Origin of the sequence: Pseudoalteromonas sp. SCSIO 43101 (genome assembly GCF_023650775.1) — a bacterium.
GTDB classification, from domain to species: domain Bacteria; phylum Pseudomonadota; class Gammaproteobacteria; order Enterobacterales; family Alteromonadaceae; genus Pseudoalteromonas; species Pseudoalteromonas apostichopi.
Genome location: NZ_CP072673.1, coordinates 1,174,204 through 1,191,390 on the forward strand (window position 1 = coordinate 1,174,204; position 17,187 = coordinate 1,191,390).

Consider the following 17,187-nt stretch of genomic DNA (forward strand, 5'->3'; position numbering starts at 1 on the left):
ATAAAGCCTCAGCCACCCAGCTGAGGCTTTAAAAACTTTAGGCTGATAGCCTAACTTCAGACACAAAAAAACCTTGTCACTTTCATGACAAGGTTTTTTATTGCTTACAGCTTTGATTAGTTCGCAGTGAAGCTCACTGGGCGACGCTCTTTACGTGGGCCGCCACGTTTTTCACCACGATCTTTGTCTTTGAAGCTACGCTTTTTGTCACCACGATCACCGCTTGGGCGTTCAGAGCGAGGAGCCGCAGGACCTTGGTCTTGCGTTAGCGTCATATTCATCGGACGTTTACAGATGAACACCTTTTGGAAGTGATCAAGCACATCTTTTGGCATGTTCTGTGGTAACTGTACCGTACTGTGACTGTCGTGTAAGCGGATATCACCAATGAATTTGCTTGAGATATCAGCTTCGTTAGCAATCGCACCAACGATATTTTTAACTTGTACACCGTGCTCACGACCAACTTCGATACGGTAAGTATCCATAGGGCCCATGCTGCGGCTATTGCGCTCACGTGGCTCGCGAGGTTTACGCTCACGTCCTTGACGGTCGCCACGCTCAGCACGATCACCTCGTTCGTTACGACGACGCTCGTTACGTTCGCCACGCGGTTGAACTTTAACTTCTTCAACCTTGATTGGTGATTGTTGCTGCGCTAAACAAAGTAATGCACCGGCTAAATCTTCAGCACTTAGCTCAAGCTTTTCTGCCATGTCAGCAGCTACTTGGTTAAAGAAAGTGATATCTTTGTTTTCAAGAGCAATAGTTAATTTGTCTTGAAGAGCTTTAATACGTTTTTCTTCAACTACTTTTGCTGTTGGTAAATCAACTTGTGCGATCTCTGACTTCGTATGACGAATGATATTTTTAAGTAAATAACGCTCGTTATGTTTTACGAAAAGAATCGCTTTACCTGTACGACCCGCACGACCAGTACGACCAATACGGTGAACGTAGGCTTCTGAGTCTTGTGGAATATCGTAGTTGATTACTAAGCTTAAACGGTCTACATCAAGACCACGTGCAGCAACGTCTGTTGCAATAACGATATCAACTAGGCCGTTTTTCAAACGGTCTACTGTTCGCTCACGTGCTTGTTGGTTCATATCACCATTAAGTGGTGCGGCAGAGAAACCTTCGCGCTCAAGTAATTCAGCTAACTGTACAGTGTCGTTACGTGTACGTACGAAAACAATTGCACCATCGTATTGTTCAGCTTCTAAGAAGCGAACGATAGCTTTGTTTTTGTGTACATGTGCATTCCAAAATACTTGCTCAACAGTAGATACAGTTGAGTTACGAGCAGAGATATGAACTTGCTCAGGCTCATTCATGTACTTGCTGCTGATATTTTGAATTTGCTTAGGCATGGTCGCAGAGAAAAGACATGTTTGCTTTTCACGTGGCGTTTTCTCCATGATGCTTTCTACATCATCAATGAAGCCCATGCGTAACATTTCGTCTGCTTCATCAAGAACAAGGGCTTGTAAGCTCTCAAACTTGATTGTGCCACGGTTAATGTGGTCAATTAAGCGACCTGGCGTTGCAACAATGATTTGCGCGCCACGACGAAGTGCACTTAGTTGGATGCTGTAGCTTTGGCCACCATAAAGGGCTAAAACTTCAACACCACGAGTATGCTTAGCATATTGTTCGAATGCCTCAGCTACTTGGATCGCAAGTTCACGCGTAGGCGTTAAAACAAGGATCTGTGGCTGCTTCACAGACGGGTCAATATTATTTAGTAACGGCAGTGCAAATGCTGCTGTTTTACCTGTACCCGTTTGCGCTAGTCCCAGTACGTCCTTTCTTTCTAGCAATAACGGTATACATTGAGCTTGGATTTCAGATGGAGTCTTGTAACCCAACTCTTCAACTGCTTTAAGGATTGCAGGAGAAAGATTTAGAGATTCAAACGTGACTGGTTCTGACATTAATACGCCTCAACGAATTTAAAGAGGCGCGCATTGTATAGGAAATACGAGGCAATTGCTTGTATAAATTACAACTAATTTGTATGTGGTTGATGTTGGTCATAATTTAATCAGTTTGAGTTTGCCAAAATCAACCACGTTTACAATTTATTGATATAACCCTAAATTTTCTTTAGCGTATGCTTCGAATTCAGTGAAGCCACCAATGTGAGCTTGGTCAATAAAAATCTGTGGTACAGTTGGGCAAGGTTTGCCAGCAGACTGCTCTAGATCTGCTTTGCTGATGCCTTCTTTGATTATGTCGATATAACGATATTTAAAATCGTCACGCTCATTTGCAAGTTTTTCAGCAACATCTTTTGCACGAACACAGTATGGGCAGCCTTCACGGCCAAAAATTACAGTTAACATATCGCTCTCCTCGATGTGAATGTGTTTATCTAGTTGTTATCTTAACGAATAAAATGAATAAAAACAGCGCATAAAATCGATTGTACTATTCTGTTTTTCTCATCATAGTAATTTAGCTAATCAAGTGTCCGCATCCTAAGACCAAGTTCTGTTGAGTAACCCATAGAGCGAGCAGTAATAGCCAACTGTTCATCAATAACATAATAAGTTGGATAGGCACTTATTTTATAATCTTGACCCGTACTTTTACTGCCAAGTAACACAGGCATGGTCAGTTCCAGTGAATCGGTAAACTGTTTAACTTCAGCAATGTTTTGGTAATCGAGGGCAATTGCTATGGCATTTAACTTACCTTGCTGATGGGACTTTTCTAAATTTGGCATGCTGTAGCGACAAATTGAGCACCAAGGCGCAAAGAAATACACCACTGTTTGCTTTCCTTGTAATTGTGCGATGGTCATCCGCTCTGTCGGGTCATTTAGCGTGGCTAAATTAAAATAGGGGGCAGGAGTTTTATCAGTTGAGAGTAAATTACGTTGCTGAAATGCGGTCACGGCATACACAACGACAGCCATTAACACGACATTTTTTAGCACACTGATAAATTTTTTTAAAAAAGTTGGATTTTTTTTCATTGTTATTTTGTACGTGTTTAGCCCTTTAAAATCAACTTATTCAGACCCGTTTGCGATGGTATAAATTTCATTTAATTTAAAAAAGTTGTAATTTTTTTTGCTAAAAATCTTGAAAAGATTTTGCCCGCCCATAGATAGTTTAGTGAGGACGCCTGATGGGTCCCAAACAAACTAAAGTAATTGAAATATATAATATTAATTTAACTTTGTTAGCGCTGGTTCTATAGAAGAGCACTAACAAAATATCGCTTAAATATGAGGATATAATTATGCGTACAGTAGACTTATCACCACTTTATCGTTCATTCATCGGTTTCGATCACTTAGCATCATTAATGGATGCGGCAGCGCGTACAGACAAGCAGCCAAGTTTTCCTCCATATAACATCGAAGCACTCGATAAAGACAAATATCGTATCACTATGGCTGTAGCAGGTTTTAGTGACAGTGAATTGACCATTGAGTCAGAAAATAACACTTTAAAAGTCAGCGGTACGAAAGCTGATAAAGAAGATAATGCTGAACGTAAGTTCATACATCAAGGCATTGCGGAGCGTAACTTTGAGCGTAAGTTCCAATTAGGTGACCACGTTAAAGTACTTGGCGCAGACCTTGAAAATGGCTTACTAAGTATCGATTTAGAGCGTGAGATTCCAGAAGCATTAAAACCACGCAAAATTGAAATTGGTAATGGTAAATTACTCGAAAACAAGTAATTACCAACAGCATTGTTTCCCCTAGTTAGTTTTGCCGCCTCACTTGAGGCGGCTTTTTTGTTGTTACAGTTTATCTAAATTATCCAAACACCAGTTGGCACGATCAAGTGTGGCTTGCTGAACTGATTCATCTTGCTTATACCAGTTATTATAAATCATACCAATCCGTGGGTTTTGTGATAGTTGCTGTTTATGCTCTAACATAAAATGCCAATATAAACTGTTAAACGGACATGCATCATCAGTCGCTTTTTCTTTAATGTTGTAGTGACAGTGTTTGCAATAATCACTCATTTTGTTGATGTAATTACCACTGGCAGCGTAAGGCTTAGTGGCAATTAAGCCACCATCAGCAAATTGACTCATGCCACGAGTGTTTGGCATTTCAACCCATTCTATGGCATCGATATAAATGCCTAGATACCATTCATCTACTTCGCTTGGCTCAATAGCGGTTAATAAGCAAAAGTTACCGGTTATCATTAAACGTTGTATGTGGTGTGCATAAGCCGTTTGCAGGCTTTGTGAAATAGCATGGTGCATACAATTCATGTTCGTTTTGCCGTGCCAAAAGTAATCGGGTAGGGTACGCTTGGCATTTAAGGCATTTTTGCTTGCGTAATCAGGCATATTTTGCCAATAAATCCCACGTACATATTCACGCCAGCCGAGAATTTGCCGAATAAAGCCTTCCACTTGCGCAATATCAATATGTTGCTTTTCAAAGCTCGTTAACACTTGTTCGATGACCTGCATTGGGTGCAACATTTTAGTATTGAGGGCAAACGATAAACGGCTGTGATACAAAGACCATTGATACTTTGACTGGCATGTCATGGCATCTTGAAATTGACCAAAATTAACAAGCAAATGTCCACAGAAAAAATCGAGCAATTGTTTTGCTTCAGAACGAGTGGTTGGCCAAATGAGAGTATTGCTACACTCGCCAAAGGTGTTTACTTTGTGCTTTTCTATCCGTTTGAGGGTTTGGCTAATATCATGACCAAAACACAAAGGTTCTGGGATTTCTTTAAGATCACTCGGTTTTAACTTATTTCTGTTTTGCTGATCAAAATTCCATTTCCCACCACGAGGTTGGTTATTATCGTCCATTAATATATTAAATCGCTTACGCATAGCACGATAAAAAAACTCCATTTTAACTGGCTTATCTTGCTTAAAATACTGGTCAATATCATCGAAAGGTAGTAGAAAATGCTCCGAGTCAACGGCATTAACATTAAATTCGCTCTGCTTTGAAAATTCTACAAGTTGCTTTTTGAGGCGGTATTCGTCTGGATATTGATACTCAATATTTTGGCATCGATAGTGCTTTGCTAAGCGGGTGAGTAGATCAGGTAATGTAGCATCATTTTTTGTGTCATCAAGTGTTAGATGTAGGCAGTTTAAATTTGCTTTTGTAAGTGCATTAGCAAAGTTTTCCATTGCAGCAAAGAAAGCGGCCACTTTTTGTAGGTGATGTTTTACATAGTCGGTTTCTTGTTTTAATTCGGCGATGACATACAGTGTGTCTGGTTGTGATTTGTCTTTAAACCAACTGTGGCTTGCATTAAGTTGGTCGCCAAAAATAAATCTTAAGGTGGTGTATTGCACTTTTAATTACCTTTGCAGCAAGTAATCTAAGGTGTTACGAAACAAACACTAAGATAGATCGATTAATATAGTCTATAAAAAAGGTATATTAATGGCATAATTAATGAGTAAAAAACTAGGGATGGTACGACATGAAAATTAACTTACATTTACTATTTATAAGCCTACTAGTTTGCCCTTTGGCGCACAGCACTGTTTATCACTGTGAGAAAAATGGTGTTGCTGAGTTTAGCCAACAACCTTGTGGCAAAGATGCAAAGTTGATTACTATTAAAGAGCAAAGCCCACACCTTTCGTATACTTCAAATAATGATGCACAAACATCAACAGATAAAGATTCCGCGGAAGTCGAACGTTATATCCGCTTAAAGCAAATTGATGCGAAAATTGCAGAACATAACAATAAAATTGATACATTTAAGCTCAAAATGAACAGGGAAATTGCGGCCTTATCTGAGCAATCTGATTCTCAGCTGCGTAACTTGATGGGTGCTAAGAAACAGGCAGCCATTGCCAAACAGATGAGCGCCGCATCTGAGCGTTACGGCCTACTTATTAACGGCGAGCAGCGTAGTATTGATAGGCTCATGGCTGAAAAGTACACTTTAACATCATATGCTAACAAGGTTGCCAATAATGAGGTCGCTAGTTTTATTCGCTCAAAACAGATTATGCGTAAAATTTCAGAGCACGAGAATAAAATAGATACTTATCAAGCTGAGCTTAACATGCAAATGTCAGAGCTTGAGCAACAACTAAGTAGCCGCCCTCGCAATTTAGCTGATGCAAATAGCGACAATGCATTAGCAGACAAAATGACAGCTCTAACTAGTCGCTTTAATACTCTTATCGCTATTGAGCAAAAACAAATCGACAGACTCAACAGCGAGTTAACGAAGCTATGAACTTAATCGTGCGGGACAATACGCGCTAAAAGACACCACATTTGAATAAGAAAACAAGTAACTTTTGACAATATTTGCAAACACTCTCGTAGCTTGCAGCCAAGCGCGATGCAATTGAGAGTCAATTGGGTGAATGTATGATTTGCGGGTTTCGATAAAGGCTCTGCAAAGCGAATCGATATCGTTAAAGGATACTTTTAAAAAGCTTAGGTTATTTGCTAAGTAATGGATAAATGGTGTGACTTGATGTAAGTCATCAAGATGACTGATTATCTTATTCAAAGCACAATACAAGATATAACTGCGCTTAGTTATGCTTTCATGATCTGGCACCACCATAGTTAACTTATATGAACTAAGATTGCGATGATAGGCGCTTGTATACTGATGAAAATCAGGTTTTAGCAATTCAATGTCTTGTAGTAACAGTCTTTTTTGAAATGAAGATAGACTCATAGTACATCGCTTAATAGCCGAGGCTATAGGTTGTTCTTATTATTTGATTAAATATAGACAAGAATTTCCAGTTTTGGAAAATTTATGACAAGGTTGTCATAAATTTTTTAGGCAAAAAATAGTCTAACTAATTCATGCTGGAAGGTTGCTAATTGAGCGCTACATGCTTATAATGGCCGCCATTGAATTGAGGTGTTTTGCACTCGATTAGATGATATTAAGTTACTTTTAATATCTATTGGCGCGGGATGGAGCAGCCTGGTAGCTCGTCGGGCTCATAACCCGAAGGTCGTCGGTTCAAATCCGGCTCCCGCAACCAAATACATGCTAAGGCATTGTAAGTGTACTTAGTATGCACAGTAATTTTTACTGTATGAAGTCGCGCATTCTGGTAATGCGCGTTTTGCGTTTAGGCTATCTAGTTTAATTTGGTCAGGTAATTGACTCGCAACCAAGCTTGGCCCTAGGCCACACAGTTTTATGCTTTAGGTGTGACGCCCCGCTTGGTTCGGGGCGTTGTTGTATCTGCTTGGCGGTGATTTTAAATCATTATTAAACTCAGTATTTCAGGGCTATATGCCCTTTTTTTGTTTGTATGGAGGATTTTCGTGACAAAACTTGAGCAAGATTTAGTAGCCATGCTCTCACCGGCCGTTGAAATGTTAGGCTTTGAGTTACATGGTCTTGAGTTTGTGCAAGCTGGTCGCCACTCTACATTACGTGTTTATATCGATCACGATGCAGGGATTACGGTTGACAATTGTGCCGACGTTAGTCGTCAAGTTAGCGCAATTTTAGATGTCGAAGACCCAATTACAAATGAATATGATTTGGAAGTTTCGTCTCCTGGTGTTGATCGTCCATTATTCAAACAAGATCACTACGAGAAGGCGCAAGGAGAAGAAGTACGCGTGCGTACTAAGCTTCCGCAAGATGGTCGTCGTAACTTTAAAGGCGATTTAGTATCAGTTAGCAGTGATATGATCACACTTTCAGCAGATGGCACTGAGCATATGATTATGATCAGTAACATTGAACGTGCGAACATCATCGCAAAGTTTTAATTCGAGTGCGAAGGAATAGGGCAAGCGAGGCATAACCCATGGCAAAAGAAATATTATTGGTTGCTGAAGCCGTCTCCAATGAGAAAGCGGTTCCAAAAGAAAAGATTTTTGAAGCGTTAGAGTTCGCATTAGCGACTGCAACAAAGAAAAAACACGATGGCGAAATTGACGTTCGCGTATCAATTGATCGTAAAACTGGTGATTACGACACGTTCCGTCGCTGGAAAATCGCTGAAGTTCTTGAAGATGGTTCTTTAGAACATCCATACAGCGAAATCACGCTTGAAGCAGCACAAGTTGAAGACGAAAACTTACAACTAGGTGATTACGTCGAAGAACAAATTGAGTCAATCAAGTTCGACCGTATTACGACACAAATGGCAAAGCAAGTTATCGTACAAAAAGTACGTGAAGCTGAGCGTGCTTTAGTTGTTGAAGAATATAAAGATCAACAAGGCGAATTGGTAACTGGTGTTGTTAAAAAAGCAACACGTGATGCAATCGTACTTGACCTTGGTAACAATGCTGAAGCGGTTATCTACCGTGATGATATGTTACCACGTGAGAACTTCCGTCCAGGTGACCGTATCCGTGGTTTACTTTACGAAGTTAAGCCGGAAGCTCGTGGCGCGCAATTATTTGTAACGCGTTCTAAACCTGAAATGCTAATGGAGTTATTCCGCATTGAGGTACCTGAAATTGGCGAAGAGATGATTGAATTACGTGCTGCAGCACGTGATCCAGGTTCTCGTGCAAAAATCGCAGTAAAATCTAACGATAAACGTATCGACCCAGTGGGTGCGTGTGTTGGTATGCGTGGTGCTCGAGTACAAGCTGTTTCAACTGAGCTTGGTGGTGAGCGTGTTGATATCGTTCTTTACGATGATAACCCAGCACAATTCGTTATCAATGCAATGGCGCCAGCAGAAGTTGCGTCAATCGTAATGGACGAAGATACTCATTCAATGGATATTGCTGTTGAAGCAGATAATCTAGCACAAGCAATTGGTCGTAACGGTCAAAACGTTCGTCTTGCTAGCCAGTTAACTGGTTGGGAATTAAACGTAATGACAGTTGATGACATGCGTGCGAAGAACGAAGCTGAATCAGACAAGCTAATTAACTTATTCACTGAATACCTAGATATCGATGATGAGTTTGCAACATTACTTATCAACGAAGGTTTCTCAACACTTGAAGAAGTTGCTTACGTTCCTGCATCGGAATTCCTAGAAATCGACGGTTTAGATGAAGAAACAGTTGATATCTTACGTTCACGTGCAAAAGACGCATTAACAACTAAAGCGCTTAAAACGGAAGAAAGTTTAGAAGGTGCTGAACCTGCAGAAGACCTACTAGCACTTGAGGGCTTAGAGCGTCATCTTGCATTTGTTATGGCAAGCAAAGGTGTAGTAACACTTGAAGACTTAGCTGAGCAAGGTATTGATGAGTTAGTAGACATCACTGAGCTATCAGAAGAAGAAGCTGGTAAGCTAATTATGGCTGCGCGTAACATTTGTTGGTTCGCAGACGAGTAATTTATTAACGGAGGTATTACACACTATGGCAGAAGTAAATGTTGAAAAACTAGCCGGAGATATTGGTACAACTGTTGATAAGTTATTACAGCAGCTTGAGCAAGCCGGTATATCTAAAAAAGCAGGTGATATGGTAACGGAGGCTGAAAAGTCAACATTACTTGATCACTTAAGCAAGCAGCACGGCGGTACAGGGTCTGAAGGCCCTGCTCGCATGACTTTGCAACGTAAAAGCAAGAGCACTCTAAGTGTGACTGGCTCAACAGGTAAAGCAAAGTCTGTGCAAGTTGAAGTACGTAAAACACGTACTTACGTCAAGAAAAGCGCCATTGAGCAACAGCAAGAAGAAGAGCGTTTAGCTGCAGAAGAAGCTGCACGTAAAGCAGCAGAGCTTAAAGCCCAGCAAGAAGCTGAAGAGCTAAAAGCGAAACAAGAGGCAGAACGCAAAGCGAAAGAAGAAGCTGAGCGTAAAGCCAAAGAAGAGGCTAAACGTAAAGCTGAAGCTGAGCGTAAAGCGAAACAGAAGCAGATGACCCCAGAGCAAAGTGCTAAGTCTGAACAAGATCGCGCCGAAGCTGAGCGTCTGCAAAAAGAAGCAGAAGAGGCCGCATTGAGAAAAGCTGAAGAAGAAGCGAAACGTCAAGCAGAAGAGGCAAGAAAGCTAGCTGAAGAAAATGAAGCTCGCTGGAAAAAGGAAGAAGAAGAGCGTAAGAAGCGTGAAGAAAGCGCTGATCACCACCTTACGACTTCAACTTACGCACGTGAAGCAGAAGATGAATCTGACGCACGTGAAGAGCATAGCGCTCGTCGTAAGAAAAAGAAAAAAGGACCTCAAAAAGATAAACAGGCTGCCGGTCCTAAAGGTAAGAAAGGCAAGCTAAAAGCACCAACGTCTTTACAACATGGTTTCCAAAAACCAACCGCTGACGTGAAAAATGAAGTTCGTATCAGTGAAACAATCACTGTTGCTGAGCTTGCATCACGTATGGCAGTTAAAGGTGCTGAAGTTGTTAAAACAATGATGAAGATGGGTGACATGGTTACCATTAACCAAGTGATTGACCAAGAAACAGCACAGCTTGTTGCTGAAGAAATGGGTCACAAGGTTATCATTGTTAAAGAAAATGAATTAGAAGAGAAAGTACTAAACGACCGTAGCGAAGAAGGTAAAGCCATTCCTCGTGCACCGGTTGTGACAGTAATGGGTCACGTTGACCACGGTAAAACGTCAACACTTGATTACATTCGTTCAGCAAAAGTTGCTTCTGGTGAAGCCGGTGGTATTACTCAGCACATTGGTGCATATCACGTTGAAACAAATGGTCATATGATCACATTCTTAGATACGCCAGGTCACGCCGCGTTTACATCAATGCGTGCTCGTGGTGCTAAAGCTACGGATATTGTAATTCTTGTTGTTGCAGCCGATGATGGTGTAATGCCACAGACTAAAGAAGCGGTTCAGCACGCCCGTGCTGCAGGCGTTCCTTTAATCATCGCAGTAAACAAGATGGATAAAGAAGGCATCGACCCAGATCGCGTTAAGAACGAGCTAGCACAATTAGATGTTATCCCAGAAGAGTGGGGTGGTGAAACACAGTTTGTGCATATCTCTGCGAAAACAGGTTTAGGTATTGATGACCTACTTGAAGCAGTATTAATGCAAGCTGAGCTACTTGAGCTAACTGCGCCAGCTGAAGGTATGGCTGCAGGTGTTGTAATTGAATCGCGTCTTGATAAAGGCCGTGGTCCAGTTGCTTCAATCCTAGTTCAGTCTGGTACGCTTAACCAAGGTGATATCGTACTTTGTGGTCTTGAATATGGCCGTGTACGTGCGATGAAAGATGAGAACGGACAAGACATTAAGTCTGCTGGTCCATCTATTCCAGTAGAGATTTTAGGTCTATCTGGTATCCCTGCTGCTGGTGATGAAGCAACAGTAGTTAAAGATGAGCGTAAAGCGCGTGAAGTAGCACTTTACCGTCAAGGTAAATTCCGTGAAGTGAAGCTTGCTCGTCAACAAAAAGCGAAGCTTGAAAACATGTTTACGAACATGGCTGAAGGTGATGTATCAGAAGTTAACATCGTTCTTAAAGCTGACGTACAAGGTTCAATCGAAGCAATCGCTGATTCATTAACTAAGCTTTCTACTGATGAAGTTAAAGTGAAGATTGTAGGTTCAGGTGTAGGTGGTATCACTGAAACTGATGCAACTCTTGCAGCAGCGTCTAACGCGATTGTTGTTGGCTTTAACGTACGTGCTGATGCATCAGCTCGTAAAGTGATTGAGTCAGAAAACCTAGACTTACGTTACTACAGCGTAATCTACAGCCTGATTGAAGAAGTTAAACAAGCGATGTCAGGTATGCTTGCTCCAGAATTCAAGCAAGAGATCATTGGTCTTGCTGAAGTTCGTGACGTGTTCAAGTCACCTAAGATTGGTGCAATCGCAGGTTGTATGGTTACTGAAGGTATCGTTAAGCGTAGCGCACCTATCCGTGTACTTCGTGATAACGTGGTTATCTACGAAGGTGAACTTGAGTCACTACGTCGCTTTAAAGACGACGTTCAAGAAGTTCGTAACGGTATGGAGTGTGGTATCGGCGTTAAGAACTACAACGATGTTAAAGTTGGCGACCAAATCGAGGTATTCGAGACGGTTGAAGTACAACGTTCACTTTAATTTCGTTTAAGTTATTGCTTTAAATGGGGGCCTAGCCCCCATTTGTGCATTCGTAATTAAATTAACTTATTCTTTAACATCAATAAGTTATTATTTTAGAGTGAAATGAAATGAGAGAATTTTCTCGCACTGATCGTGTTGCTCAGCAAATTCAAAAAGAGATTGCTGTTATTCTTCAACGCGAAATCAAAGATCCACGCCTAGGCATGGTAACAGTGTCTGCGGTTGAGGTATCTCGCGACTTATCTTACGCAAAAGTATTTATCACGGTATTCAACACGGATGATGAAGATAAAGCTAAGCAAAGCGCTAAAATCTTAAATGAAGCAACGGGTTATATTCGTTCTTTATTAGGTAAACGCATTCGTGCGCGCATCATGCCAGAGTTACGTTTTGTAATCGATAACTCACTAATGGAAGGTATGCGTATTTCAAACTTGGTTGATTCTGTTATTCGTGAAGACAATGCTAAGCATGTAGACGAAGACGACGGCGAAGAAGGCACTAAAGGCTAATGGCTAGACGCAGTAAAGGTCGTGCTATTGACGGCATCTTATTACTTAATAAGCCGCAAGGTATTTCATCAAACAAAGCATTGCAGCAAGCAAAGGGAATATACTTTGCTCAAAAAGCAGGCCACACCGGTGCGCTTGATCCGCTCGCGACGGGTATGCTGCCTATTTGTTTTGGTGAAGCGACTAAGTTTACCCAGTTTTTGCTCGATACAGACAAAACCTATGTTGTTCGTGCCAAACTTGGTGAGCGAACTACAACGTCTGATTCAGATGGTGAAGTGGTTGAAACGCGTGAAGTATCGGTAACACCTGAGCAATTAGCTGAGCAAATTGCCAGTTTCTTAGGTGAGTCGGATCAATACCCTTCGATGTACTCTGCGCTTAAATACCAAGGTCAGCCTTTGTATAAATATGCCCGCGAAGGCATTGAAGTGCCGCGTAAGTGTCGAAAAATTAATGTATTTAGTTTAACGCTTGATGAGTTTGATGAAGCTAATAACGAAGTACAAATGACGGCACATGTATCTAAAGGCACTTATATTCGTACTATTGTTGACGACTTAGGTGAAAAGCTTGGCTGTGGTGCTCATGTTATCATGTTACACCGCAGTGCAGTTGGCCATTATCCAAGTGAGAAAATGGTCACTCTTGAGCAACTTGAAGAAAAGCTACAGCAAGCAAAAGCAGACGATGTTGCGCCTTCAAGCTACCTCGATGAGCTACTATTGCCAATGGATACTGCTTTGGTTGACTTACCTGTGATTGAGATTACCCAAGAGCAGGGCGTGGCATTTAGTCATGGTCAAACAGTAGTGATTGGTAGGCCTGTACCAGATGGGGTAGTAAAGGTAATGGCTGATGGGGTGTTCATTGGTACCGGTGAGCGCCATAAAGATGGTCACTTAAAATCAAAGCGTGGCTTATCAAATCAGCTGCCTGAGTAAAGATTACCTTGTAGTTATAAGCAAAGCTGGGTAGAATACGCCCCGCTCAATCGTTTTGGCTGAATTAGTGATCGGCTAAAACACAATTTAAATTAATTTTTGGAGTTACTATGTCACTAAGCAATCAAGAAAAAGTTGAGATCATCGGTAAATTTGCACGCGCTGAAGGCGACACTGGTTCACCTGAAGTACAAGTTGCACTTCTAACTTTCGATATCAACAAGCTTCAAGGTCACTTTGCTAGCCACAAGCACGACTTCCACTCACGTCGTGGTCTTCTTCGCAAAGTAAGCCAACGCCGTAAACTGCTTGACTACCTTAAAGGTAAAGACATTGCACGTTACACTGCGTTAATCCAAGAGCTTGGCCTACGTCGCTAAGAACTAGATTACGAGAAAAGGGGCTATTTAGCCCCTTTTTTTGTGCGCGCATGAAAGGTATACTAGCGCACATCTTAGTAGGTGAATCTACTAAGTAATTGAAAAAACATCATTGCCAATTGTAGTACTTAATCGTGTTTTCATAAGCACAATTAAGTACTGTAATTGGTACTTTGATGGACTATTTTTTACCAATTCGGAGCACTGCTCTGAGTTGCTTTTACATTTAAAGGATATTTTTAAGTGCAAGCAATTATTAAAGAATTTCAACTAGGTCAACACACTGTGACTCTAGAAACTGGTGCTATCGCTCGTCAAGCTGACGGCGCAGTACTAGCAAGCATTGGCGATACTTCAGTATTAGTTACTGTTGTAGGCAAGCGCGATGCACAACCAGGTCAAGACTTCTTTCCACTAACAGTTAACTACCAAGAGCGTATGTACGCTGCGGGTCGTATCCCTGGTGGTTTCCTTAAGCGTGAAGGTCGTCCTAACGATGGCGAAACGCTTATCGCTCGTTTAATCGACCGTCCAATCCGTCCACTTTTCCCAGACGGTTTCGTAAACGAAGTACAAGTAATTGCGACAGTTGTTTCTGTTAATCCAGAAATCCAACCTGACATGGTTGCTATGATTGGTACTTCAGCAGCTCTTGCTATCTCTGGTATCCCATTCAATGGTCCTATCGGTGCATCACGCGTTGGTTTCATCAACGGCGAATATGTACTTAACCCAACACTAGCTGAGCTTGAAGAGAGCCAATTAGACCTAGTTGTTGCAGGTACTGATAACGCAGTACTTATGGTTGAATCAGAAGCTGAAACACTATCTGAAGAAGTAATGTTAGGTGCGGTTGTTTATGGTCATGAGCAATCTCAAGCTATCATCAACGCAATCAACGAATTCAAAGCTGAAGCAGGTAAACCAGCTTGGGATTGGACTGCACCAGAGAAAAACGTAACACTTGCTGAGAAAATCTCTGCAATCGCTGCTGAAAAAGTAGGTGAAGCATACCGCATCACTGACAAAGTAGCGCGTAAAGAAGCACTAGGTGTAGCGAAAGAGGAAGTTGTTGCTACTTTAACTGCAGAGCTTGCTGAAGGCGAAGAGCTAGATACACAAGAAGTTGGTAAACTATTTGGTTCTTTAGAAAAAGAAATCGTTCGTGGCCGTATCATCGCAGGTGAGAAGCGTATCGATGGTCGTGAACCAGATATGATCCGTGCACTAGACGTAATGACAGGGGTTTTACCTCGTACTCACGGTTCTGCAATCTTTACTCGTGGTGAGACGCAAGCACTTGTTACTGCAACACTTGGTACAGAGCGTGATTCACAGTTAATCGATGATTTAACTGGTACTAACAAAAACCACTTTATGCTGCACTATAACTTCCCTCCGTTCTGCGTAGGTGAAACTGGTTTTGTTGGCTCACCTAAGCGTCGTGAGATCGGTCACGGTAACTTAGCTAAGCGTGGTATTGCAGCTGTATTACCAACGTTAACTGACTTCCCATACTCAATCCGTGTTGTTTCAGAAATCACTGAATCAAATGGTTCATCGTCTATGGCATCAGTATGTGGTACGTCATTAGCTCTTATGAATGCTGGTGTACCAATTAAAGCATCTGTTGCTGGTATTGCGATGGGTCTAGTTAAAGAAGGCGAAGATTTCGTTGTTCTTTCTGACATCTTAGGTGATGAAGATCACTTAGGTGACATGGACTTTAAAGTAGCGGGTACTTCTAATGGTATCACTGCATTACAAATGGATATCAAGATCGAAGGTATCACTAAAGAAATCATGCAAATCGCTCTTAAACAGGCGAAAGCAGCACGTTTACACATCTTAGGTGTTATGGACGAAGCGATTTCAGCACCTTCTGAAGAGTTATCTCAGTTCGCGCCACGCATTTACACAATGCAAATCCCTGCGAAGAAAATTGCTGAAGTTATCGGTAAAGGTGGCGCAACTATCCGTCAACTTACAGAAGAAACTGGTACTACGATTGAAATCGAAGATGACGGTACAATCAAGATCGCAGCAACTGATGGCATCAGCGCTAACGATGCTATTAAGCGTATCGAGCAATTAACTGCTGAGCTAGAAGTAGGTACTATCTACACTGGTAAAGTTGTTCGTATCGTTGATTTTGGTGCGTTCGTTAATATTCTTCCAGGTAAAGATGGTCTAGTGCACATTTCACAAATCAGCACTGAGCGTGTTAACAACGTGACTGACCACCTGAGCGAAGGCCAAGAAGTTAAAGTTAAAGTTCTTGAAGTAGATCGCCAAGGTCGTGTACGTCTAAGCATCAAAGAAGCTATGGAATCAGCTGCTGAAGAAAAAGCAGAAGAGTCTAAAGACGCTTAATGATGATTGAATAACCAGTTATTTGCTGGATATAAGAAAAAGGGGCTGTTTAGCCCCTTTTTTTATGCTTTAATGAAACCTATCCGCTTCGATTTTGTCTACAGAGAATTCAGGTATTAAGGAATTTAATGATTTTTAAACACTTAGCATTGACCGCTGTGGCTATTTTTTCTTTAAGTGCATGCCAAACCACCACACAATCTGAGTCAGTCCCTATTGTTAATGTGCCTTTTACCGCACCATTGGCGCCTGATTTTCGTAATGAAATTACGATTGCTCGTTACTCTGAGTTGTTAAACCGCGCAGATTTAAGTGCTGAGCAACAGGCTAAGCTTTATTACGATCGCGGCGTGTTATTTGACAGCTTAGGTATGTCGACGTTAGCGCGAATAGACTTTAACCGTGCGATTAAGCTCAAACCAGATTTGGCTGAGGTATATAACTTTTTAGGTATTCACCACACACTGATGCAGCAGTATGAACAAGCCTACGAATTTTTTGATTCTGCACTTGAGCTTAATGAGCAGCATGAGTACGCCTATTTAAATCGTGGGATTGCACTTTACTATGGTGAGCGCCCATTACTTGCACAAGATGATTTACAACAGTTTTTAAATCGTTCACCCAGCGATCCTTATCGTGTGTTATGGCTTTATTTAGCGCAATCAGAAGCTGATAAAAAGCAAGCCTTAATTGATTTAAAAGCTAACTCACAAGGTGTAGATGAGTCACAATGGGGTTACCAACTCTTGGCACTATACTTAGGTGACATTAGTGAGTTTGAATTTTTATCTGGCATTATTGAAGGCGTTACTTCAGAGCAAGAGTATGCACATCGCTTATGTGAAGCTTATTTCTATCTAGCTAAAATGCATCAAGCAGCTGGTGATAACTACCTTGCTGCTGACTATTTTAGGCTTGCCCTTGCCACCAATGTACATGAATTTGTTGAATACAAATATGCCCGTTTAGAGCTTGAGTTAATGGCTGGTGAAAACGCAAGCTAAGGTTTCTTT

At 41.4% G+C, this 17,187-nt stretch carries 14 protein-coding genes and 1 tRNA gene; 11 read left to right on the forward strand and 4 right to left on the reverse strand.

The features are described from left to right. Positions 1 to 116: 116 nt before the first annotated feature. The 3 genes from J8Z25_RS05560 to J8Z25_RS05570 all read right to left on the reverse strand — a co-directional run bounded on the left by J8Z25_RS05560 (position 117) and on the right by J8Z25_RS05570 (position 2,923). Positions 117 to 1,937 carry a DEAD/DEAH box helicase gene (locus J8Z25_RS05560; RefSeq protein ID WP_130051987.1) on the reverse strand — a complete coding sequence of 607 codons (1,821 nt, stop codon included), beginning with the start codon at positions 1,935 to 1,937 and terminating at the stop codon, positions 117 to 119. A gap of 147 nt (positions 1,938 to 2,084) precedes the next feature. Then, on the reverse strand, positions 2,085 to 2,348 hold the full coding sequence (locus J8Z25_RS05565; protein ID WP_054553185.1) for a GrxA family glutaredoxin: 264 nt from the start codon (positions 2,346 to 2,348) through the stop codon (positions 2,085 to 2,087). A 116-nt stretch (positions 2,349 to 2,464) separates the two neighbouring features. After that, complete coding sequence (locus tag J8Z25_RS05570) at positions 2,465 to 2,923, reverse strand: TlpA family protein disulfide reductase (RefSeq protein ID WP_250661808.1); 459 nt, start codon at positions 2,921 to 2,923, stop codon at positions 2,465 to 2,467. A gap of 329 nt (positions 2,924 to 3,252) precedes the next feature. Here J8Z25_RS05570 and J8Z25_RS05575 point away from each other — a divergent pair, with 329 nt between their 5' ends. Then, positions 3,253 to 3,699, forward strand: a complete 447-nt coding sequence (locus tag J8Z25_RS05575) for an Hsp20 family protein (protein ID WP_130051985.1) — start codon at positions 3,253 to 3,255, stop codon at positions 3,697 to 3,699. 63 nt (positions 3,700 to 3,762) lie between these two features. Here the strand turns inward: J8Z25_RS05575 and J8Z25_RS05580 are convergent, their stop codons facing one another. Beyond that, a complete protein-coding gene (locus J8Z25_RS05580; RefSeq protein WP_250661809.1) occupies positions 3,763 to 5,313 on the reverse strand; it encodes a cryptochrome/photolyase family protein in 1,551 nt (516 codons plus the stop codon). A 131-nt stretch (positions 5,314 to 5,444) separates the two neighbouring features. Here J8Z25_RS05580 and J8Z25_RS05585 point away from each other — a divergent pair, with 131 nt between their 5' ends. The 10 genes from J8Z25_RS05585 (at position 5,445) to nlpI (ending at position 17,178) form a co-directional block, all read left to right on the forward strand. Beyond that, positions 5,445 to 6,218 carry a DUF4124 domain-containing protein gene (locus J8Z25_RS05585; protein WP_250661810.1) on the forward strand — a complete coding sequence of 258 codons (774 nt, stop codon included), beginning with the start codon at positions 5,445 to 5,447 and terminating at the stop codon, positions 6,216 to 6,218. Between the two features lie 698 nt (positions 6,219 to 6,916). Beyond that, positions 6,917 to 6,993, forward strand: a tRNA-Met gene (locus J8Z25_RS05590). Positions 6,994 to 7,282: 289 nt separating this feature from the next. Continuing rightward, a complete protein-coding gene (gene rimP / locus J8Z25_RS05595; protein WP_054553177.1) occupies positions 7,283 to 7,738 on the forward strand; it encodes a ribosome maturation factor RimP in 456 nt (151 codons plus the stop codon). A gap of 38 nt (positions 7,739 to 7,776) precedes the next feature. Beyond that, on the forward strand, positions 7,777 to 9,276 hold the full coding sequence (gene nusA, locus J8Z25_RS05600) for a transcription termination factor NusA (protein ID WP_130051981.1): 1,500 nt from the start codon (positions 7,777 to 7,779) through the stop codon (positions 9,274 to 9,276). Positions 9,277 to 9,301: 25 nt separating this feature from the next. After that, on the forward strand, positions 9,302 to 11,959 hold the full coding sequence (gene infB, locus J8Z25_RS05605) for a translation initiation factor IF-2 (protein ID WP_130051980.1): 2,658 nt from the start codon (positions 9,302 to 9,304) through the stop codon (positions 11,957 to 11,959). A 110-nt stretch (positions 11,960 to 12,069) separates the two neighbouring features. Then, positions 12,070 to 12,474, forward strand: coding sequence for a 30S ribosome-binding factor RbfA (gene rbfA, locus J8Z25_RS05610; RefSeq protein WP_130051979.1), 405 nt, complete (start codon positions 12,070 to 12,072; stop codon positions 12,472 to 12,474). After that, positions 12,474 to 13,418, forward strand: coding sequence for a tRNA pseudouridine(55) synthase TruB (gene truB, locus J8Z25_RS05615; RefSeq protein WP_130051978.1), 945 nt, complete (start codon positions 12,474 to 12,476; stop codon positions 13,416 to 13,418). The genes rbfA and truB overlap by 1 nt, the downstream gene beginning before the upstream one ends. A 110-nt stretch (positions 13,419 to 13,528) precedes the next feature. Then, complete coding sequence (rpsO, locus tag J8Z25_RS05620) at positions 13,529 to 13,798, forward strand: 30S ribosomal protein S15 (protein ID WP_130051977.1); 270 nt, start codon at positions 13,529 to 13,531, stop codon at positions 13,796 to 13,798. 243 nt (positions 13,799 to 14,041) lie between these two features. After that, positions 14,042 to 16,171, forward strand: a complete 2,130-nt coding sequence (pnp, locus tag J8Z25_RS05625) for a polyribonucleotide nucleotidyltransferase (RefSeq protein WP_130051976.1) — start codon at positions 14,042 to 14,044, stop codon at positions 16,169 to 16,171. 128 nt (positions 16,172 to 16,299) lie between these two features. Next, positions 16,300 to 17,178, forward strand: a complete 879-nt coding sequence (gene nlpI, locus J8Z25_RS05630; protein WP_130051975.1) for a lipoprotein NlpI — start codon at positions 16,300 to 16,302, stop codon at positions 17,176 to 17,178. Positions 17,179 to 17,187 lie beyond the last annotated feature (9 nt).

What these genes read in the sequence shown, in the direction of transcription:
- J8Z25_RS05565 (WP_054553185.1), bottom strand. Translation starts at nt 2,348, where the DNA reads ATGTTAACTGTAATTTTTGGCCGTGAAGGCTGCCCATACTGTGTTCGT.
- nlpI (WP_130051975.1), top strand. Translation starts at nt 16,300, where the DNA reads ATGATTTTTAAACACTTAGCATTGACCGCTGTGGCTATTTTTTCTTTA.
- J8Z25_RS05575 (WP_130051985.1), top strand. Translation starts at nt 3,253, where the DNA reads ATGCGTACAGTAGACTTATCACCACTTTATCGTTCATTCATCGGTTTC.
- J8Z25_RS05585 (WP_250661810.1), top strand. Translation starts at nt 5,445, where the DNA reads ATGAAAATTAACTTACATTTACTATTTATAAGCCTACTAGTTTGCCCT.
- rpsO (WP_130051977.1), top strand. Translation starts at nt 13,529, where the DNA reads ATGTCACTAAGCAATCAAGAAAAAGTTGAGATCATCGGTAAATTTGCA.
- nusA (WP_130051981.1), top strand. Translation starts at nt 7,777, where the DNA reads ATGGCAAAAGAAATATTATTGGTTGCTGAAGCCGTCTCCAATGAGAAA.
- J8Z25_RS05570 (WP_250661808.1), bottom strand. Translation starts at nt 2,923, where the DNA reads ATGGCTGTCGTTGTGTATGCCGTGACCGCATTTCAGCAACGTAATTTA.
- infB (WP_130051980.1), top strand. Translation starts at nt 9,302, where the DNA reads ATGGCAGAAGTAAATGTTGAAAAACTAGCCGGAGATATTGGTACAACT.
- truB (WP_130051978.1), top strand. Translation starts at nt 12,474, where the DNA reads ATGGCTAGACGCAGTAAAGGTCGTGCTATTGACGGCATCTTATTACTT.
- rbfA (WP_130051979.1), top strand. Translation starts at nt 12,070, where the DNA reads ATGAGAGAATTTTCTCGCACTGATCGTGTTGCTCAGCAAATTCAAAAA.
- J8Z25_RS05560 (WP_130051987.1), bottom strand. Translation starts at nt 1,937, where the DNA reads ATGTCAGAACCAGTCACGTTTGAATCTCTAAATCTTTCTCCTGCAATC.